The sequence below is a fragment of the Micromonospora sp. H61 genome (assembly GCF_018070325.1).
In the GTDB taxonomy this organism is placed as follows: domain Bacteria; phylum Actinomycetota; class Actinomycetes; order Mycobacteriales; family Micromonosporaceae; genus Micromonospora; species Micromonospora salmantinae.
Map to the genome: position 1 here is coordinate 16,730 of NZ_JAGPXY010000009.1, position 19,077 is coordinate 35,806.

Below are 19,077 nucleotides of genomic sequence, written 5' to 3' on the forward strand. Positions count from 1 at the left end.
GTCGAGCCTTCCTCCACCGGGCCTCGAGGCGACGGCGGCAGCGTCGTTCGCATCCGAACCCCGCATGCTGAGGAGAACCCATGCTCGACGCGATGCGACGAACGTTGTCGCTGGCTGTGCCGCTGGTACTGGTGGCCGGCATTGCCGCGCCCGCCACAGCGGCCACCTCGACCACTGGGCGACTGACCGTCGTCGCCCGCAACCTCGACAACCCTCGCGGTGTCGCCATCGACCGGGCCGGCATCGTCTACGTCGCCGAGGCCGGGCTCGGCGGCGACGACGTGTGCATCCCCGGCACGTTCGGCACCAACCTCTGCTATGGCTCGACCGGTGCGATCACGGCGGTCCGTCACGGCTGGCAGAAGCGAGTCGTGACGGGCCTGCCGTCGCTGCGTAGCACCGGCGGCGGCTTCTCCGTCTACGGTGCCCACGACCTGGCCTTCGATCGGCAGGGCAAGCTCCTGGTGGCGATGGGCTACAGCACCGACCCGGTCTCGCGCGACCTGCTCGGTGCGGCCGGGGCCACGATGGGAACCATCCTCCGGGTCGAGGGGAAGCGCCGCTGGTCTGTCGTCGGCGACCTCTCCGCCTTCGAGGGGCAGAACAACCCCGACGGGGTGATTCCGGAGAGCCAGCCGTACGCCGTCGTCGCCGACGGGCGTGACGTCTACGCGCTCGACGCGGCCGCCAACGACCTGCTGAAGATCGACCGTCGTGGCGTGGTCACTGCCGAACACGTGTGGCCGCAGGAGCAGGTTCCCGCGCCGCCGGAGTGGGGTCTGCCGCCCGGCTCGACGACGCCGATCCAGTTCGTGCCGGTCACCATCACCCGTGGGCCGGACGGCGCCTTCTACATCGGACAGCTGACCGGGCACCCCTTCCCGAACGGCGGCGCCCGGGTGTGGCGGCTCGTGCCCGGACAGGAGCCGACGATCTTCGCGACCGGCTTCACCAACATCATCGACATCGCGTTCGACAAGCGGGGTCGACTGGTCGTGCTGGAGATCGCGAAGAACGGGCTCAGCTCCGGGGATTCCACCGGCGCGTTGATCCGGGTGGAGCGCGACGGTAGCCGCCGGGAGTTGGCGAGTACCGGACTGGACTCCCCGATGTCGTTCGCCATCGCTTCCGACGGCAGCTTCTACATCGCCAACAAGGGCCTCGGCATCGGCGAGTTGGTCCGTCTGTCCATACGAGACTGACGGAATCGCGCGGCAATCGTGGCGTTCTTCGTGTCGGGAGGACGCCACGATAGCTGTGGTGTCACACGTCCGCGATACGGTGCCAATCGTGTGCACGCTGGCGGCGGGGATGGGGTCTGGGGGTTAGGTTGACGCGGTCCGACGGCGGGTCTCCCGCCGGCGCCACCACCATCCTCATAGTCGACGACCACGCTCTCGTCCGCGAGGGGCTGCGCTGGGTGCTCGAGGTGCACGCCGACCTCGACGTGGTCGACGAGGCGGGCGACTCGGCCACCGCGGTCGCCAAGGCGGCGTCGGAACGCCCCGACGTGGTGCTGCTCGACGTCGAGATTCCCGGCGACGACCCGGTGGTCACGGTGCGCCGCATCCGTGAGGTGTCGCCCGACAGCGCGGTCGTCATCCTCAGCATGTACGACAGCCCTGACCTGCTGCGCCGTCTGATCGCCGCCGGGGTTCGCGCCTACCTGCTCAAGAGCGTGGGCCGTGAGGAGCTGGTCGCCGCGATCCGCAAGGCCCGGGACGGCAGCGGCTCGGTGCTGCTCTCCGTCTCCGGTCAGAGCCTCGTGCAGGTGCAGAACGCGGAGTCCGCCATTCTGTCCCCCGTCGAGCTGGAGATCCTGCAACTCGCGGCCGAGGCGATGACCAACGCCCAGATCGCACGGCGACTCGACCTGACCGAGGCCACTGTGAAGAGCCACCTGCGTCGCATCTTCGCGAAGCTCGGCGCGGTCTCCCGCATCGACGCGGTCAACAAGGCGGTGGCAGCGTCACTGGTGACGCTGCCACACGACCGGTTGGTGCCACGCCCGCGCCGCCCGCCGTTCTAGGGCCTGTTTCATAAGAACTGGCTCGACCGCCCTTATGAAACAGGCCCTGGCGACCGGCGACGTTCCTCAACAAGCGGCCTTGAGGTCGGCGGCGCGGTCCGTGCGCTCCCAGGTCAGGTCCGGGAGTTCACGGCCGAAGTGGCCGTAGGCGGCCGTCTGCTGGTAGATCGGACGCAGGAGGTCCAGGTCGCGGATGATCGCCGCCGGACGCAGGTCGAAGACCTCACCGATAGCCTTCTCGATGCGGTCGAGCGGCACCGTCTCCGTGCCGAACGTCTCCACGAACAGGCTCACCGGGTGGGCCTTCCCGATCGCATAGGCCACCTGCGTCTCGCACCGTTCGGCAAGGCCCGCGGCGACCACGTTCTTCGCCACCCACCGCATCGCGTACGCCGCCGAGCGGTCGACCTTCGACGGGTCCTTGCCCGAGAACGCGCCACCACCGTGTCGGGCGTACCCGCCGTAGGTGTCGACGATGATCTTCCGCCCGGTCAGGCCGGCGTCGCCCATCGGGCCACCGATCTCGAACCGACCGGTCGGGTTGACCAGCAGCCGGTAACCCTCGGTGTCGAGGTCGAGCGCCTCCAGCTCCGGCGTGATCACGTGGTTCCGGATGTCGGGGGCGAGCAGTTCGTCGAGGGAGATGTGGGCGGCGTGCTGCGTGGAGACCACGACGGTGTCGAGCCGGACCGGGCGTAGGCCGTCGTACTCGACGGTGACCTGGGTCTTGCCGTCCGGCCGCAGGTAGGGCACCGTGCCGTCCTTGCGGACGGCGGCCAGACGACGGGCCAGCCGGTGGGCCAGCGCGATCGGCAGCGGCATCAGCTCCGGCGTCTCCGAGCAGGCGAAGCCGAACATCATGCCCTGGTCACCGGCGCCCTGGGCGTCGAGCCCACCGCCGGACGAACCGTCGCGCAGCTCGATCGCCGTGTCGACGCCCTGCGCGATGTCGGGCGACTGGGCACCGATCGAGATGCTGACGCCGCAGGAGGCGCCGTCGAAGCCCTTCTTCGACGAGTCGTACCCGATGCCCAGGACCGTTTCCCGCACGATGCGCGGGATGTCGGCGTAGGCCTGCGTGGTGACCTCGCCCGCGACGTGGACCTGGCCGGTGGTGATCAGGCTTTCGACGGCGACCCGGCTGTGCGGGTCCTGCGCCAGTAGCGCGTCGAGGATCCCGTCGCTGATCTGGTCGGCGATCTTGTCGGGATGACCTTCGGTGACCGACTCGGAGGTGAAGAGGCGGCGCGACATGTGTGACTCCTAACCCGAGGGGCGTGGGGGCCCGGCGAGTCTTCCCGCCCCTGGTGGAGGTTGCCTGGAGGAAGCATCGAGCGATCAAAGGGGTATCCGCCGTACAACTTTCGACACGCATCGATCCTCGGAAGAACCCGCGATGTCGCTACCTGCGGTCGTTCCGACACCCTCCGCCCATCCATAGCTTGAGAGCGTCTCGACGAGTGCTATGGGGAATGGGGGGACCACTGTGGTCAGGTACGAGATCCTCGGGTCGCTGGAAGTGATCCACGAGGGCCGGATCTGCACGCCGACGCCGCCGAAGGTGCGGACCGTGTTGGCGCTGCTGGTGATGCGGGCCAATCGGGTCGTTCTGGTCGACTCGATAATCCGTGAGCTGTGGGGTGACGATCCGGCGCGCAGCGCCGTCACCACAGTGCAGACCTACATCTACCACCTGCGCAAGCTCTTCGCGAAGGAGGGCATAGAGACCCCGGACCGGACGGTGCTGGAGAGCCGTGCCCGCGGCTACCTGCTCAGGGTGGAGCCGGGCCAGCTCGACGCCGAGGTGTTCGAGACGATGCTCGACCAGGGCCGTTCGCACATCGAGTCGGACCGGCCCGAGGAGGGCGCCGAGGTGCTGCGGCGGGCGCTGGCCATGTGGACGGGGCCGGTGGGCGCCAACGTGACGTTCGGGCCGGCGTTGGAGGCGCACGCGATCCACCTCCAGGAGCAGTGGATCCGGGCGTTGGAGCTGCGCATCCAGGCCGACATCACGCTCGGCCGCCACCGCGAGTTGATCGGCGAGCTGCGCTATCTCGTGGGCACGTACCCGCTCAACGAGTGGTTCCACCGCCAGCTCATCGTGGCGCTCAACCGCTCCGGGCGCCGTGGTGAGGCGTTGCAGGCGTACCACCACCTGCGCCGGGTGCTCAGTGAGGAGTTGGGCCTGGACCCTTCGCCTGACCTCCAGCGGCTCCAGCGGGAGGTGTTGGCCGCCGGCGGGCCACTGCGCCCGGGGCTCGCCAGGGCCTCGTGACAGGCCCTCGACCGACGCTCCAGCGCCGTTCGACCGGCCGTCCCTAGCTTTCACACGGACATCGCGGCCAGGAGGTCTTCCATGACGAGCACATCCGACCGTCGGGTGGTCATCACCGGGATTGGCGTCATCGCCCCCGGTGGACTGGGCACCAAGGCGTTCTGGGAACTGTTGACCGCTGGCCGCACGGCCACCCGTACCCTGTCGTTCTTCGACGCCACCCCCTTCCGGTCGCGGGTGGCCGCGGAGGCCGACTTCGACCCGGTCGCCGAGGGACTGTCGCCGCAGGAGGTCCGCCGGATGGACCGGGCGGCCCAGATGGCGGTGGTCTGCACCCGGGAGGCGCTGGCCGACAGCGGCTTCGAGGTCGCCGACCCGACCCGGGTCGGCGTGAGCGTCGGCACGGCGGTCGGGGCCACGATGAGCCTCGAAGAGGAGTACGTCGTGGTCAGCGACGGCGGCCGGAAATGGCTGACCGACCACCGGTACGCCACCCCGCACCTCTACGACTATCTGGTACCGAGCTCGTTCGCCCGCGAGGTGGCGTGGTCGGTCGGGGCGGAGGGTCCGGCGACTGTGGTCTCGACCGGCTGCACGTCGGGCCTCGACTCGGTCGGCCACGCCCGGGAGCTGATCCGGGAGGGCTCGGCCGACGTGATGATCGCCGGCGCGACCGACGCCCCGATCTCGCCGATCACCGTGGCCTGCTTCGACGCGATCAAGGCGACCACGGCCCGCAACGACGACCCGACGCACGCCTCGCGGCCGTTCGACAACAGTCGCGACGGGTTCGTTCTCGGCGAGGGTTCGGCGATGTTCGTCCTCGAAGAGCTCGAGCACGCCCGCCGGCGAGGTGCGCAGATCTACGCCGAGCTGGTCGGGTTCGCCTCGCGCTCCAACGCGTTCCACATGACCGGCCTGCGGCCCGACGGGCGGGAGATGGCCGAGGCGATCCGGGTGGCGCTCGCCGACGCCCGGCTGCCCGGCGACGCCGTCGACTACATCAACGCGCACGGTTCGGGTACGAAGCAGAACGACAGGCACGAGACTGCGGCGTTCAAGCGGAGCCTCGGTGACCACGCGTACCGCACCCCGGTCAGCTCGATCAAGTCGATGATCGGCCACTCGCTCGGCGCCATCGGCTCGATCGAGATCGCGGCTTCGGCTCTGGCGATCAAGCACGGGGCGGTGCCGCCGACGGCCAACCTGCACGAACGCGACCCGGAGTGCGACCTCGACTACGTGCCGCTCACCGCCCGTGAGCAGCAGACCGACGTGGTGTTGAGCGTGGGCAGCGGGTTCGGCGGCTTCCAGAGCGCGATGCTCCTGGCGCGTGTGGCATGACCACTGTCGTCACCGGGGTCGGGGTGGCCGCGCCCAACGGGTTGGGCCGCGACGCCTTCTGGGCGGCCACCGTCGCCGGGGTGGGTGGCATCGGGCCGATCAGCCGTTTCGACCCCTCGGGTTATCCCGCCCAGTTGGCCGGCGAGGTGCCCGGGTACGAGGCGGCCGATCACATCCCGAGCCGGCTGATGGCGCAGACGGACCACATGACCCGGCTGTCGTTGACGGCGGCGCAGTGGGCGCTGGCCGACGCGTCGGTCGACCCGTCGGCGCTGCCCGAGTTCGGCATGGGTGTCGTCACGGCCAGCGCGTCGGGCGGCTTCGAGTTCGGCCATCGTGAGCTGGAGAAGCTCTGGAGCAAGGGCTCCGAGCACGTCAGCGCCTACCAGTCGTTCGCCTGGTTCTACGCTGTCAACACCGGCCAGATCTCCATCCGCCACGGGATGCGTGGGCCGACCGGCGTGCTCGTCACCGAGCAGGCGGGCGGGCTCGACGCGGTGGCGCAGGCCCGGCGCCAGGTGCGCAAGGGCGTGCAGCTCGTGATGACCGGCGGCGTCGACGCGTCGCTCTGTCCGTGGGGCTGGACCGCCCAGCTCGCCAACGGTCTCCTCAGTACGGGGCGTGATCCGGCCACGGCTTACCTGCCGTTCGACGCCAACGCGTCGGGTTACGTGCCGGGCGAGGGCGGGGCGATCCTCGTGTTGGAGGACGAACACGCCGCTGCCCGGCGCGGGGCCGCCGTCTACGGGGTGATCGCCGGTTACGGCGCCACGTTCGACCCCCGGCCCGGCTCCGGCCGTCCGCCGGGTCTGCGTCGGGCGGCCGAGATGGCAGTGTCCGACGCCGGTCTCACACCGGCCGACATCGACGTCGTCTTCGCCGACGGCGCCGGTGTCGCGGAGCTCGACCGCGTCGAGGCCGAGGCGATCACCGCGGTCTTCGGCCCACGTGGGGTGCCGGTGACCGCGCCCAAGACGATGACCGGCCGGCTCTACTCGGGCGGGGCGGCGCTCGACCTCGTCTCCGCGCTGCTGTCGATCCGGCACTGTGTCATCCCGCCCACCACAAACATCCGCCAGCCGGCCGAGGGCCTGCACCTCGACCTGGTGCGCGACGTCGCGCGGGAGACACCCGTACGCGCGGCGCTCGTCCTCGCCAGGGGCTACGGCGGGTTCAACGCGGCCATGGTCGTGACCGACGAAAGGAATGGACGATGACCGACGCCAGCCTCGCCGCCGTCGCGAACTTCGACGAGCAGCAGGCACTCGACCTGCGTGAACGGCAGATCGCGGTGCTGGGAAGCGCCAAACAGATCGCCAACGTGATCTACGTGGTCACCGAACTCGGCGTCGCCGACCTGCTCGTCGACGGACCGGTGCCGGTCGCCCAACTGGCGGCGGCGACCGAGTCGCACGAGGACGCGCTGCGGCGGATCCTGCGCGCGGCCTGCGCGGTCGGCATCTTCGACGAGCAGGAGGACGGGTCGTTCGCGCTGACCCCGCTCGGCGAAGGGCTGACGTCGGCCCGGATCGGCGGGCTGCGGCCGATGGTGCAGTTCAGCGGCGCCGACTTCAACCGCCTCCCGTACGCGGAGATCCTGCACAGCGTCCGCACCGGCGAGCCGGCCTTCAACAAGGTCTTCGGCATGGGCTTCTACGACTACCTCCAGGCCCACCCGGAGGCCAACCGGTTCTTCGAGGGCTTCATGGCCCACTGGAGCCGGCGGCTCGCCGACCGGTTCGCGGCGGAGTTGGCGCCCGAGCGGTTCGGCCGGATCGCCGACATCGGCGGCAGCAACGGCTACTTCCTGGCAAAGATGCTCCAGCGTCATCCCGAGGGCACCGGTGTCCTCTTCGACCTGCCCGAGGTCGTGGCCGATGCCGAACCGCTGCTCAAGGAGCACGGTGTCACCGAGCGGGTCGAGGTGCGGGGCGGCGACTTCTTCACCGACGAACTGCCGGCCGGCGCGGATGCGTACATCCTGAAGTCGATCGTCCACAACTGGCCGGACGACACCTGCGTCACGCTGCTACGTCGGATCCGCGCGGCGATCGGCGACGCCGACTCCCGCCTCATCGCGATCGACCAGATCGTGCCGCCGCGCAACCAGTGGGACCACGCCAAGATCATCGACATCGACATGCTGGTGCTTTTCGGCGGCAAGGAGCGCGACCTCCGCGAATGGCAGGCGCTGTTCACCGCGTCCGGTTTCGAGCTGGTCAACACCCCCGCATCCCGCGGCTGGGCCCTGCTCGAAGCGCGTCCGATCTAGGAAAGGAAGCCCGCAATGGCACACATCGGCATCGACCAGCCGGTCGTGACGATGGTCAACGTCTTCACCGTCGAGCCGGCCAACCAGCAGAAGCTCGTCGACATCCTGATCGAGGCGACCGACGCGGTGATGTCCAAGGTCGACGGGTTCGTGTCGGCGAACATCCACGCCAGCCTCGACGGGACCCGGGTCGTCAACTACGCGCAGTGGAAGAGCGAAGAGCACTTCACGGCGATGCTCCAGAACCCCGAGGTCCACCCCCACTTCGGCGAGGTACGCGCGATCGCCACGCCGGAACGCCACCTCTACAAAGTCGTCTACACGGAGGACGCTCATGTCTGACGGAAGCACCGACGTCCTGATCGTCGGCGGCGGCCCGGTCGGTTTGTCGACCGCGCTCTTCCTGGCCCGCAAGGGGATCCGGCCGATCCTTGTCGAACGTCGGCCTCGGCTGTCGACGATCCCCCGCGCGACCGGCCTGCACGCCCGCACTGTGGAGATCTTCCGCACCGTCGGCCTGGAGCCGGCCGTGCAGCAGGCCGGCATGAAGATCGTCGGGCCGGGCGCCGAACTCGACCTCGTCCGCGCCGGCCGCGCCACGCCACTGGTCATGCTCGGCGCCCAGTCCCTGGCCGACCTCCACAAGTCGTTCGTCATGGAGGCGCACGACGTCGACTACGACAAGTTCACGCCGAGCTGGCCGATCTGGTGCGGCCAGGACCACTACGAGCCGCTGCTCTACGACGCCGCCGTCGAGGCGGGCGCGGAGATCCGCTTCCAGAACGAGCTGATCGGGCTGACCCAGGACCCTGACGGGGTGACCGCGACAGTCAACGACAACGGTACGACGCGCACGATCCGGGCGCGCTACGTCGTCGCTGCCGACGGCGTGAAGAGCCCGGTCCGCGAACTGCTCCAGATCGGAAACCGCAGCAACGGTGTCGCCGGGAACTTCGTCAGCATCATCTTCCGCGCCAAGGTCGACCTGCCCGAGTCGGCACCACGCTTCACGCTGATCTACCTGATGAACCAGCTGGCCCAGGGTTTGCTGCTCTTCATCGAGCCGGGGCGGTGGATGTTCGGCGTCAACTACTACCCCGAGCGGGGACAGTCGCCGGCCGACTTCACCCCGGAACGGTGCGTCGAGCTGGCCCGGATCGCGGCCGGTGACCCCGAGCTGGAGGTCGAGGTCGAGTCGGCCCAGCCCTGGGACGCGCGGCACATGGTCGCCGACGCGTACCAGGCGGGGCGGGTCTTCCTCGCCGGCGACGCCTGCCACGCCCACCCGCCGGCCGGCGGCTTCGGTGTCAACGCCGGCATCCAGGACGCGCACAACCTGGCGTGGAAGCTCGCCGACGTCCTTCAGGGGCGAGCCGACGAGAGCCTGCTCGACTCCTACGAAGCCGAGCGTCGTCCGGTCGGCGCGGCGACCGCCGACCAGGCGTGGATGCTCTTCCGCACCCGGGGTCAGCTCGCCGACGAGGACAAGGCCGCCTACCGGGACTTCGTCATCGTGACGATGGGCTACCGGTACACCTCCAACGCGATCGTCGGCGCGCCCGCCGACACCGAGCTGCTGCCCCGCGAGCTGACCTTCACCGGCCAACCCGGATCGCGTGCCCCGCACGGCTGGGTCGACCACGACGGCGCTCGGGTCTCCACGATCGACGTGCTGACCGAGGGCTGGACGTTGGCCACTGCTCCGGGCGACGACGCCTGGCTCGCGGCGGCCGAGGCGGTCTCGGCGGAGACCGGGCTTCCGATCAAGGCGCTGACCGCCGGCCCCGACGGTGACCTCGCCGACGACGGCTCGTGGCTCGCGAGCTGTGGGGTCGGCCCCGGCGGGGCGCTGTTGGTACGCCCCGATGGCATCGTCGCCTGGCGCAGCGCCGGCCCGGTCGACGACCGGGCGCAGACCCTTGCCGCCGCCCTGGCCACGATCCTGCGGGGAGCGTGAGCACATGTCCTACCGCGCCCTCATGGTCATGCGGATGGCCCCCGGTCACGCCGACGCGGTCGCCGAGCTCTTCGCCGAGCACGACAAGGGCGACATGCCGTACGTCGTCGGCATCTCGCGGCGCACGCTCTTCCAGTACCAGGACCTCTACATGCACCTGCTCGAGGCCGACACCGACGTCTTCGACAAGCTCCTCGCGGCCCGAGCCCGAGCGGACTTCCAGGAGGTCAACCGCCGACTCTCGGCCTACCTGCAGCGCTACGCGCCGGACAGCATGACCGAGTTGCAGGACTCGAAGGCCACGCCCTTCTACACCTGGAGCCCCGAGACAGGGAGCATCACGTGACGCTGACCCGCCGCGACATCAACGACATGATGCAGGCATACAAGAAGACGAGCCTGCTGCGTACCGCTGTCGAGCTGGGTGTGTTCGACGCGCTCGCCGCGGGCCCGGCCACGGCCAGCGGGCTCGCTCCGAAGCTCGGCATCCACCCGCGGGGCGCGCGCATCCTGCTCGACGCGCTCACCGCGATCCGTCTCACCGACCGGACCGGCGAGCACTTCTCGCTCACCCCGGCGGCCGCCGACCACCTGGTCAGCACCCGTCCGGACTACCTGGGCGGCATGGTCAAGGTGATGTCGAGCGACTGGGAGTGGGACGCGTTGCGCGACCTCAGCGCCGCCGTACGGGCCGGCGGCACAGTGCTCGACGTGCACGCCGAGACCCCGGAGTACACCTACTGGGAGGACTTCGCCGCGTACGCGACGAAGGTCGCCCAGCCGACCGCCGAGGTGATGGCCGAGGCGCTCGCGCCGTGGACGAAGGAGCGCGCCGAACTCGACATCCTCGACGTCGCCTGCGGCCACGGCGTCTACGGCTACACCCTCGCGCAGCACAACCCACAGGCGGCGGTGACCTCGCTGGACTGGCCCAACGTGCTCGCCGTGACGGAGAAGCACGCCGAGCGGCTCGGTGTGCGCGACAGGGCGTCGTTCCTGCCGGGTGACATGTTCACCACCGATCTCGGCGGCCCGTACGACGTCGTGCTGCTCACCAACGTCACCCACCACTTCTCCGAGGAGCGGGTGCACGAACTGGTGAACCGCCTCGGTTCCGTGGTCAAGCCGGGTGGCCGGCTGGTCATCGTCGGGTTCACCACTGGCGACGAGTCGCCGGCACTGGACCCGGCGCCGTACCTCTTCTCGGTGTTGATGTTGGTCTGGACCTTCGAGGGGGAGTCGCACTCCGTCGCCGCCTACAACCGGGCGCTCGCCGCGGCGGGCTTCGGCCCGGCCACCGTCCACCCGACGGACCTGCCGTTCCGAGTGCTCGTCGCAGAGAAGGGATGATCATGCATCGGCAACCGATCGTGAAGGTCGCCGCCACCGACGTGCCCGGCATCAACCGGATCGGCGGCGAGGTGCGGATCCTGCTCAGCCCGAAGACCGTCGACGCGACGGAGGGCTTCATGGGCACGGTCCGCCTGGAGCCGGGCGAGTTCCTGGCGGAGCAGTACAACCCGTACTCGGACAAGTTCTGTTATCTGGTGCGCGGCGAGGTCGTGATCCGCGTCGACGGCGCGGAGGTCAAGCTCGCGCCCGACGAGGCTCTCATGGTCCGTCGCGGCCAGCGGCACCGCATCGTCAACGCCGGTGGCGAGACCGCGCTGATCGTGTTCCAGATCAGCCCGCTCGCGCCGCGCCCCGAGCTGGGCCACGTCGACACCGAGGAGGTCCCGCACCCCGAGTCGCCGGTGCCACAGGTCGGCGGCGTGCGCGACGGGTGGCAGCGACCGACGGGAGGAAACTCATGAGCCAGCTGACCCTCGACGACCTGCGTCGGATCCTGGAGACCAGTTCCGGCGTGGTCGAGCAGACCGACTGGGCCGATCCGGCGACGCTCGACGCGCCGTTCGACGACCTCGGCTACGACTCGCTCGCGCTGCTGGAGCTGGCGGCGCGGGTGCAGCAGGAGTACGAGGTCCGCATCCCCGACGACGCCGTGTCGATCATGAAGACGCCGCGGCTCGCCGTCGACTACATCAACCAACGACTCGCGGATCGGTGACCCCATGGCCGGACACACGGACAACGCGGTCGTCATCAACGCACCGTTCGACCTCGTCTGGGACCTGACCAACGACATCCCCAACTGGCCCTCCCTGTTCAGCGAGTACGCCAGCACCGAAGTGCTCTCGACGTCCGCCGACGGGGCCGTCGTCTTCCGGCTGACCATGCACCCCGACCCGGCCGGCCGGGTCTGGAGCTGGGTCTCCGAGCGGGTGCCCGACCGCAGCGACCGGGTGGTCCGGGCACGGCGGCTGGAGACGGGCGCCTTCAAGTACATGAACCTGTTCTGGGAATACACCGAGATCCCGGACGGCGGCGTGCGGATGCGGTGGGTACAGGACTTCGAGATGCGGCCGGGCGGGCACGCCGACGACGAGGGCATGACCGCCCACCTCAACCGGACCACACGTGAGCAGCAGGCACGCATCCGGGAGATCGTGGAGAAGGCCGCGGCCGAACGCGGGCAGTCATGACCGCCACCGTCAACACGCCCGTCGGCAAGAGCTGGCTGATCTGCCCGGGCTGCCGGGCGTTGCTCTACCAGCGCCGGGTCGAGCGCAACCTGGGCGTCTGCCCGGAGTGCGACCACCACGACCAGGTCACCGCGCACCAGCGGATCGAGCAGCTCTTCGATCTCGACTCGGTCGAGGAGCTGCCACCGGTCGGCGCCTTCGGTGATCCGCTCGGGTTCGTCGACACCCTGCCCTACCCGCAACGGATCGAGGCCGCCCGCCGGCGCACCGGGCTCGACGAGGCGGTCGTCTGCGTCAGGGGCACTGTCGAGGGGCAGCCGTTGATAGCGGCGGTCATGGACTTCCGGTTCCTCGGCGGCAGCCTCGGCTCCGGCGTCGGTGAGCGGATCACCCGGACGGCCGAGTTGGCGCTCGAAACCCGTACGCCGCTGCTGATCGTCAGCGCCTCCGGCGGCGCCCGGATGCAGGAGGGCGTGCTGTCGCTCATGCAGATGGCCAAGACGAGCGCGGCGCTCGGAGCCCTCGACGAGGCCGGGGTACTGACGATCTCGCTGGTCAGCGACCCGACCTACGGTGGCGTCGCGGCGTCGTTCGCGACGCTCTGCGACGTCATTCTCGCCGAGCCGGGAGCGCGCCTCGGCTTCGCCGGGCCGAGGGTCATCCAGCAGACGCTACGTCAGCCACTGCCGGCCGGCTTCCAGACCGCCGAGTACCTCTTCGCCCGCGGCATGCTCGACGACCTGGTGCCCCGCTCGAACCTGCGGCCGACCATCGGCCGGCTGCTGGCCTTCGCGGGGGCCGACCGGTCCGCGCCGGATCCTCACCCGGTACGGGCGACCGCGCCTTCCGAGTCGGCGGACCCGTGGGCGGTCGTGGCGCTGTCCCGCGATCTCGGTCGACCGTCCACACTCGACTACATCGGCCACTTCGTGGACGGTTTCGTGGAGCTGCACGGCGACCGCCTGGCGAGTGACTGCCCGGCGATCGTCGGCGGCGTCGGCCTGATCGACGGCCGACCCACAGTGGTGATCGGCCACCAGAAGGGCCACACGGTCGCCGAGGTGGCCAGCCGCAACTTCGGCATGGCCACACCGGCCGGCTATCGCAAGGCGGCCCGGCTGATGCGCCTGGCCGAGAAGCTGGGCACGCCGATCGTGACGCTGATCGACACGCCCGGCGCCTACCACGGCATCTCGGCGGAGGAGAACGGGCAGGCCCTCGCCATCGCCGACAGCATCCGGCTGATGGCCGGGCTGACGGTTCCGGTCGTCGCGATCGTGACCGGCGAGGGCGGCAGCGGAGGTGCCCTCGCCCTCGGCGTCGGCAACCGGGTGCTGATGCTCGCCAACGCGACGTACTCGGTGATCAGCCCGGAAGGCTGCGCGGCGATCCTCTGGAACGACTCCGGTCGGGCCGACGAGGCCGCCGCGCAGCTCAAGCTCCAGGCCGGCGACCTGCTGGCGCTCGGCATCGTCGACGGGGTGGTTCCCGAACCACCCGGCGGGGCACCGGCCGATCCCGGGGCGACCGCCTCGGCCGTGCACCGGGCGGTTGTCGACGCGTTCGCGGAGTTGGCCGGTCTCAGCCGCGAGGAGGTGCGGGCCCAGCGCCGGGCCCGCTTCCGACAGATCGGAGGTTTGACGAATGCCGGAGGGTAACGCCGACCCGCTGGATGCCGCGGTCCGCAGTCTCGCGCGGCTGATCGGGTCGACGCCAGGTCCGGTCCGCCGTGCGCGGCTCCAGCACGGCGACCTGGTGGTCGAGGTGGAGTGGCCGGACGGCGCACCCGGGGTGGCGGCGGTCCCGGCGGTCCCGCCGGTGGAGGCCGACGCCGGTCTGCACTACGTGTGCGCACCGATGGTCGCGACGCTCTACCTCGCGCCGTCGCCAGGCGCTGACCCGTTCGTCAGTGAGGGCGACCAGGTCGTGCCCGGCCAGCAGGTCGCGATCCTCGAAGCGATGAAGATGATGATCCCGGTCGAAGCCGACCGCGCGGGCGAGGTCGTGAAGGTGCTGGTGCCCAACGCGACCCCGGTCGAGTACGGCGAACGGTTGATCGCCTTAGCTGTGTCGGAGGGCTGACCCAGTGTTCGAGTCGGTGCTGATCGCCAACCGGGGCGAGATCGCGGTCCGGATCGCCCGGACCTGCCGGGAGATGGGGCTGCGTACCGTGGCGGTCTACTCGACCGTCGACCGGGACTCGGCGGTGGTGCGGCTGGCCGACGAAGCCGTCCAGATCGGGCCCGGTCCCAGCCGGCGCAGCTACCTGAGCGCCCCGGCCATCATCGAGGCGGCCCGCCGCACGGGAGCCGACGCCATCCACCCGGGCTACGGATTCCTCTCCGAGGACCCGGACTTCGCCGAGATCTGCGAGGCCGACGGGATCACGTTCATCGGGCCGCCGCCCGCCGTGATGGCCGCGCTGGGCGACAAGGCCCGGACGCGGGGCATCATGGCGGGCCTCGGCCTACCCGTGCTCCCCGGCACTACCGACGCCGTCGAGTCGGCGGCCCACGCCCGCGCGGTCGCCGACGAGATCGGCTTCCCGCTGATCATCAAGGCGGTCGCCGGTGGCGGCGGTCGGGGCGTACGGGTGGTCCGCGACCCGGCCTCGTTCCTGGGCGAGTTCGCGTCCGCGCGGGCCGAGGCACAGCTGCTCTTCGGCGACAACCGGGTCTACATCGAGCGCTACCTGGAGTCGGCCCGCCACGTCGAGGTGCAGGTGCTCACCGACCGCTACGGCAACGGAATCCACCTCGGCGAGCGCGACTGTTCGGTGCAGCGGCGTCACCAGAAGCTGATCGAGGAGTCGCCCGCGCCCGGGTTGCCGCAACACATGGTCGACCGGATGACCGCCGCCGCGGTCACCGGCGCGCTCGGTGTCGGCTACGTGGGCGCGGGCACCTTCGAGTTCCTGGTCGGCGGTGGGGACGACTTCCACCTCATGGAGGTCAACTGCAGGCTCCAGGTCGAACACCCGGTCTCCGAGCTGGTGACCGGCGTCGACCTGGTGCGGCAACAGATCCTCGTCGCGGCCGGCGAGCGGCTGGCGCTGACCCAGGCCGACGTGACGCCGCGCGGTACCGCGATCGAGTGTCGCCTCAACGTCGAGGATCCGGCGCGCGGCTTCGTACCGACGCCGGGTGAGCTGACCCGCTTCGACCTGCCCGCCGGCCCGTTCGTCCGGGTCGACACGCACGGGTACGCCGGCTACCGGGTCCCGGCCGACTACGACTCCCTCCTCGCGAAGGTGGTCGTCTGGGCGCCGGACCGCACCCAGGCCCTGGCCCGGATGGCCCGGGCGCTCGACGAGTGCGCCATCGAAGGGCCTGGTGTGGCGACCACCCGGGACTTCCTCCGATCGACGCTCGACCACCCGCTGTTCCGCGCCGCGAAACACGACACCTCGCTTGTCGACACCATGCTCACCGGCCTCCAGCCGGACACCACCGAAGCTCCAGGGCGCCACTAACCGAAGGGTTCACACTGCTGCCGGTTCGCGGGTTTGCGGCCCGTGCGTCCACGCGGGCGCCCGCGGACGGAAGGTGGCCGACATGGCAATTGACAACGCTTCTCGAGGTGTCAGCCGACGGCGATTATTGGCCGGAGTCGGCGCGGGGGCGCTCGTGGCCGGCACCGGGGGAGTCCTGCTCGACGCGACGCCGGCGGCGGCCGCGTTCTCCAACCGGTTCGGCCGAATGTTCCCGTCGCTGCCGGCATTCGGGTCCGCGACGACCCAGATGCGGAACGCGCTGATCGACCTGTCGCGCGTCGGCGGCCCGATGGACGCCCGCGACCCGCTCAGCGTCGGCGCGGAGGCGCTCGCCGACCAGCAGCAGCACAGCATCAACAACCCCGACAACTTCTCGATCCCGCAGGGCATGACGTACTTCGGGCAGTTCGTCGACCACGACCTGGCCTTCGAGACGACGGCGCCGCTGGGCACGCCGGTCGACCCGACCACTGTGCCGAACCCCCGGACGCCGGCCCTCGACCTCGACTCGCTCTACGGTGGTGGGCCGACCGGAAACCCGGAGTTGTACAACTCCGCCGATCCCGCCAAACTCAAGATCGAGTCGGGCGGGCGCTTCGAGGACCTGCCGCGTAACTCCAGTGGCAGGGCGATCGTCTTCGACGTCCGCAACGACGAGAACCTGCCGATCGCGCAGATCACGGCCGCGTTCATCCTCTTCCACAACCGGGTGGTCGACCTGGTGCGCGCACAGGGCACCCCGGCGGCGCAGGTCTTCGGCGCCGCCCGGCAACTCGTCACCTGGCACTACCAGTGGATCGTGCTCAACGAGTTCCTCCCGCTGATCGCCGGCCCGGGCACTGTCTTCACAGTGCTCAACGGCGGTCGCCGCTTCTACAAGCCGGAGCCGAACGCGACGTTCATCCCGGTCGAGTTCACCGCGGCGGCGTTCCGCTTCGGCCACAGCCAGCCACGACCGGCCTACCTGGTCAACCGGACCGGCAACGGTGGCGACGAGTTCTACGCCATGCTCTTCGACCCGGCGCTGAGCGGCGCCGACCCGGCCGACCTGCGCGGTGGGAAGCGGGCCGCCCGCCGCTACCTCGACCACCAGTTCTGGTTCCAGTTCTTCGACGGCCAGGTGCGCTGGAGCAAGTGGGTCGACGTCCGCAACTCGACGCCTTTGTTCGGCTTCCCGCTGCCACCGCCGCCGTCCGGCTCCCCGTCGGCCAACCTGCTCGGACGTGACCTGCTCCGTCAGCTCACCTTCGGCATCCCGTCGGGCCAGCGGATCGCCGCACACATCGGGGCACCGGCACTCGGCAGCTTCAACTTCCCGGAGCTCAGTGGGTACGGCCTCGGCCTGGACTCCAACACCCCGCTCTTCTACTACCTCCTCAAGGAGGCACAGCTCCAGGCCGGCGGCGGTTCACTGGGCGCGGTAGGTGGGCGAATCGTGGCGGAGGTGCTCATCGGCATCGCCCAGCTCGACCCGGCCAGCTACCTGAAGGTGCAGCCCAACTGGCGTCCGACCCTGCCGGCCCGCTTCTCGGGCCAGTTCACGATGGCCGACCTGCTCACGTACGCCCGGGTCGACCCGGCCAGTCGCAACTCCTGACGGCGCGTGCTCCGCACCCGGGCCCGGGGCGGCCCGGTGTGTGGAGCACGGGCGCGGTTGAACGGGACTCCAACGGTCCTCGACACTGGTGCGGGAGGGTGCGGACATGACTGGCGACTTCAGCGATTTCAAGGTGGCGGATCTTTCGTTGGCGGCCTTCGGGCGTAAGGAGATCGAACTGGCCGAGCATGAGATGCCGGGTCTGATGTCGATCCGGAGGGAGTTCGCCTCGCGGCAGCCGTTGAAGGGTGCGCGGATCACCGGCTCGCTGCACATGACGATCCAGACGGCGGTGTTGATCGAGACGCTGGTGGCGCTCGGCGCGCAGGTCCGGTGGGCGTCCTGCAACATTTTCTCCACCCAGGACCACGCGGCGGCGGCGATCGTGGTCGGCCCGACCGGCACCCCGGACGCCCCGGCGGGTGTGCCGGTCTACGCCTGGAAGGGCGAGTCCCTCGACGAGTACTGGTGGTGCACCCAGCAGGTGCTGCTCTGGCCGGACGGGCAGGGCCCGAACATGATCCTCGACGATGGTGGTGACGCCACACTGCTGGTGCACAAGGGCGCCGAGTTCGAGGCCATCGGGGCGGTCCCGTCGCCGGAGAGCGCCGACTCGGAGGAGTACGAGGTCATCCTCGGTGTGTTGACGCGGTCGCTGCGGGAGGACAACCGCCGCTGGACGCGGGTCGCCGCCGGGATCAAGGGGGTGACCGAGGAGACCACGACCGGCGTGCACCGGCTGTACGAGATGCAGCAGGCGGGAAACCTGCTGTTCCCGGCGATCAATGTGAACGACTCGGTGACCAAGAGCAAGTTCGACAACAAGTACGGCTGCCGGCACTCGTTGATCGACGGGATCAACCGGGCCACCGATGTGCTGATCGGTGGCAAGGTCGCCGTGGTGTTCGGCTACGGCGACGTCGGTAAGGGCTGTGCCGAGAGTCTGCGTGGTCAGGGAGCGCGGGTCATCGTGACCGAGGTGGACCCGATCTGTGCCCTGCAGGCGGCGATGGACGGCTACCAGGTCGCGACCATCGACGACGTGGTCGAGACCGCCGACATCTTCGTGACCGCGACGGGCTGCTTCAGCGTCATCACCAACGAGCACATGGCGCGGATGAAGCACCAGGCGATCGTGGGGAACATCGGCCACTTCGACAATGAGATCGACATGGCCGGTCTCGCGAAGCGCGGGGACGTCGAGCGGGTCACTGTGAAGCCGCAGGTGGACGAGTGGCGGTTCGCGGACGGCCACTCGATCATCGTGTTGTCGGAGGGTCGGCTGTTGAACCTTGGCAACGCCACCGGGCATCCGAGCTTCGTGATGTCGAACAGCTTCGCCAACCAGACCATCGCGCAGATCGAGCTGTTCACCAGCACCGACCAGTACCCGATCGGTGTCCACACCCTTCCGAAGCACCTGGACGAGAAGGTGGCCCGACTCCACCTCTCCGCGCTGGGTGTCCGCCTCACCGAACTGACCAAGGAACAAGCCAACTACCTCGGCGTCCCGGTCGAGGGGCCGTACAAGCCCGACCACTACCGCTACTGAGAGGGCCCGCCCCGC

General features: G+C 69.9%; 19 protein-coding genes. 18 read left to right on the forward strand and 1 reads right to left on the reverse strand.

The genetic code is table 11. The features are described 5' to 3' along the window. Window positions 1-80: 80 nt before the first annotated feature. A complete protein-coding gene (locus KBX08_RS07080) occupies window positions 81-1,202 on the forward strand; it encodes a ScyD/ScyE family protein (RefSeq protein ID WP_210781779.1) in 1,122 nt (373 codons plus the stop codon). Window positions 1,203-1,330: 128 nt separating this feature from the next. Beyond that, complete coding sequence (locus KBX08_RS07085) at window positions 1,331-2,029, forward strand: response regulator transcription factor (protein ID WP_181539555.1); 699 nt, start codon at window positions 1,331-1,333, stop codon at window positions 2,027-2,029. Between the two features lie 66 nt (window positions 2,030-2,095). Here KBX08_RS07085 and metK read toward each other — a convergent pair whose 3' ends face one another. Then, complete coding sequence (gene metK / locus KBX08_RS07090; protein ID WP_210781780.1) at window positions 2,096-3,283, reverse strand: methionine adenosyltransferase; 1,188 nt, start codon at window positions 3,281-3,283, stop codon at window positions 2,096-2,098. Window positions 3,284-3,515: 232 nt separating this feature from the next. On the opposite strand from metK, the gene KBX08_RS07095 reads away from it, so the two are divergent. The 16 genes from KBX08_RS07095 (at window position 3,516) to ahcY (ending at window position 19,062) form a co-directional block, all read left to right on the forward strand. Further along, the gene (locus tag KBX08_RS07095; protein WP_307850467.1) at window positions 3,516-4,304 is read left to right on the forward strand and encodes an AfsR/SARP family transcriptional regulator; all 789 of its coding nucleotides are present in this window, start codon (window positions 3,516-3,518) and stop codon (window positions 4,302-4,304) included. Window positions 4,305-4,385: 81 nt separating this feature from the next. Further along, window positions 4,386-5,648 carry a beta-ketoacyl synthase gene (locus KBX08_RS07100; RefSeq protein ID WP_091394937.1) on the forward strand — a complete coding sequence of 421 codons (1,263 nt, stop codon included), beginning with the start codon at window positions 4,386-4,388 and terminating at the stop codon, window positions 5,646-5,648. Beyond that, the gene (locus KBX08_RS07105; protein ID WP_210781782.1) at window positions 5,645-6,865 is read left to right on the forward strand and encodes a ketosynthase chain-length factor; all 1,221 of its coding nucleotides are present in this window, start codon (window positions 5,645-5,647) and stop codon (window positions 6,863-6,865) included. The genes KBX08_RS07100 and KBX08_RS07105 overlap by 4 nt, the downstream gene beginning before the upstream one ends. After that, window positions 6,862-7,920 (forward strand): methyltransferase, encoded by a 1,059-nt coding sequence (locus tag KBX08_RS07110; RefSeq protein ID WP_210781783.1) that lies wholly within the window; start codon window positions 6,862-6,864, stop codon window positions 7,918-7,920. Before KBX08_RS07105 ends, KBX08_RS07110 begins: the two co-directional genes overlap by 4 nt. Before the next feature lie 15 nt (window positions 7,921-7,935). After that, complete coding sequence (locus KBX08_RS07115) at window positions 7,936-8,262, forward strand: antibiotic biosynthesis monooxygenase (protein ID WP_210781784.1); 327 nt, start codon at window positions 7,936-7,938, stop codon at window positions 8,260-8,262. Continuing rightward, window positions 8,255-9,877, forward strand: coding sequence for an FAD-dependent oxidoreductase (locus KBX08_RS07120; protein WP_210781785.1), 1,623 nt, complete (start codon window positions 8,255-8,257; stop codon window positions 9,875-9,877). The genes KBX08_RS07115 and KBX08_RS07120 overlap by 8 nt, the downstream gene beginning before the upstream one ends. A 4-nt stretch (window positions 9,878-9,881) precedes the next feature. Next, window positions 9,882-10,223 (forward strand): TcmI family type II polyketide cyclase, encoded by a 342-nt coding sequence (locus KBX08_RS07125; protein ID WP_112581708.1) that lies wholly within the window; start codon window positions 9,882-9,884, stop codon window positions 10,221-10,223. Beyond that, a complete protein-coding gene (locus KBX08_RS07130) occupies window positions 10,220-11,227 on the forward strand; it encodes a methyltransferase (RefSeq protein ID WP_238690777.1) in 1,008 nt (335 codons plus the stop codon). Before KBX08_RS07125 ends, KBX08_RS07130 begins: the two co-directional genes overlap by 4 nt. Continuing rightward, window positions 11,227-11,691, forward strand: a complete 465-nt coding sequence (locus KBX08_RS07135; RefSeq protein WP_210781862.1) for a cupin domain-containing protein — start codon at window positions 11,227-11,229, stop codon at window positions 11,689-11,691. Before KBX08_RS07130 ends, KBX08_RS07135 begins: the two co-directional genes overlap by 1 nt. After that, window positions 11,688-11,945 carry an acyl carrier protein gene (locus KBX08_RS07140; protein WP_210781786.1) on the forward strand — a complete coding sequence of 86 codons (258 nt, stop codon included), beginning with the start codon at window positions 11,688-11,690 and terminating at the stop codon, window positions 11,943-11,945. Before KBX08_RS07135 ends, KBX08_RS07140 begins: the two co-directional genes overlap by 4 nt. Window positions 11,946-11,949: 4 nt before the next feature. Next, entirely contained in the window at window positions 11,950-12,420 is a 471-nt protein-coding gene (locus KBX08_RS07145) for an SRPBCC family protein (protein WP_112626174.1), read from the forward strand. Continuing rightward, the gene (locus tag KBX08_RS07150; protein ID WP_210781787.1) at window positions 12,417-14,078 is read left to right on the forward strand and encodes an acetyl-CoA carboxylase carboxyltransferase subunit alpha; all 1,662 of its coding nucleotides are present in this window, start codon (window positions 12,417-12,419) and stop codon (window positions 14,076-14,078) included. The genes KBX08_RS07145 and KBX08_RS07150 overlap by 4 nt, the downstream gene beginning before the upstream one ends. After that, window positions 14,065-14,502 (forward strand): biotin/lipoyl-containing protein, encoded by a 438-nt coding sequence (locus KBX08_RS34370; protein WP_151496891.1) that lies wholly within the window; start codon window positions 14,065-14,067, stop codon window positions 14,500-14,502. Before KBX08_RS07150 ends, KBX08_RS34370 begins: the two co-directional genes overlap by 14 nt. A 4-nt stretch (window positions 14,503-14,506) precedes the next feature. Then, a complete protein-coding gene (locus tag KBX08_RS07160; RefSeq protein ID WP_210781788.1) occupies window positions 14,507-15,892 on the forward strand; it encodes an acetyl/propionyl/methylcrotonyl-CoA carboxylase subunit alpha in 1,386 nt (461 codons plus the stop codon). Between the two features lie 154 nt (window positions 15,893-16,046). After that, window positions 16,047-17,510 carry a peroxidase family protein gene (locus KBX08_RS07165; RefSeq protein ID WP_210781789.1) on the forward strand — a complete coding sequence of 488 codons (1,464 nt, stop codon included), beginning with the start codon at window positions 16,047-16,049 and terminating at the stop codon, window positions 17,508-17,510. A 106-nt stretch (window positions 17,511-17,616) separates the two neighbouring features. Continuing rightward, complete coding sequence (ahcY, locus tag KBX08_RS07170) at window positions 17,617-19,062, forward strand: adenosylhomocysteinase (protein ID WP_210781790.1); 1,446 nt, start codon at window positions 17,617-17,619, stop codon at window positions 19,060-19,062. Window positions 19,063-19,077 lie beyond the last annotated feature (15 nt).

Bases quoted from the DNA above. Each gene is read 5' to 3' on its own strand.
- KBX08_RS07080 (WP_210781779.1), top strand. From the start codon at position 81: ATGCTCGACGCGATGCGACGAACGTTGTCGCTGGCTGTGCCGCTGGTA.
- metK (WP_210781780.1), bottom strand. From the start codon at position 3,283: ATGTCGCGCCGCCTCTTCACCTCCGAGTCGGTCACCGAAGGTCATCCC.
- KBX08_RS07100 (WP_091394937.1), top strand. From the start codon at position 4,386: ATGACGAGCACATCCGACCGTCGGGTGGTCATCACCGGGATTGGCGTC.
- KBX08_RS07105 (WP_210781782.1), top strand. From the start codon at position 5,645: ATGACCACTGTCGTCACCGGGGTCGGGGTGGCCGCGCCCAACGGGTTG.
- KBX08_RS07110 (WP_210781783.1), top strand. From the start codon at position 6,862: ATGACCGACGCCAGCCTCGCCGCCGTCGCGAACTTCGACGAGCAGCAG.
- KBX08_RS07115 (WP_210781784.1), top strand. From the start codon at position 7,936: ATGGCACACATCGGCATCGACCAGCCGGTCGTGACGATGGTCAACGTC.
- KBX08_RS07120 (WP_210781785.1), top strand. From the start codon at position 8,255: ATGTCTGACGGAAGCACCGACGTCCTGATCGTCGGCGGCGGCCCGGTC.
- KBX08_RS07125 (WP_112581708.1), top strand. From the start codon at position 9,882: ATGTCCTACCGCGCCCTCATGGTCATGCGGATGGCCCCCGGTCACGCC.
- KBX08_RS07140 (WP_210781786.1), top strand. From the start codon at position 11,688: ATGAGCCAGCTGACCCTCGACGACCTGCGTCGGATCCTGGAGACCAGT.
- KBX08_RS07145 (WP_112626174.1), top strand. From the start codon at position 11,950: ATGGCCGGACACACGGACAACGCGGTCGTCATCAACGCACCGTTCGAC.
- KBX08_RS07150 (WP_210781787.1), top strand. From the start codon at position 12,417: ATGACCGCCACCGTCAACACGCCCGTCGGCAAGAGCTGGCTGATCTGC.
- KBX08_RS34370 (WP_151496891.1), top strand. From the start codon at position 14,065: ATGCCGGAGGGTAACGCCGACCCGCTGGATGCCGCGGTCCGCAGTCTC.
- ahcY (WP_210781790.1), top strand. From the start codon at position 17,617: ATGACTGGCGACTTCAGCGATTTCAAGGTGGCGGATCTTTCGTTGGCG.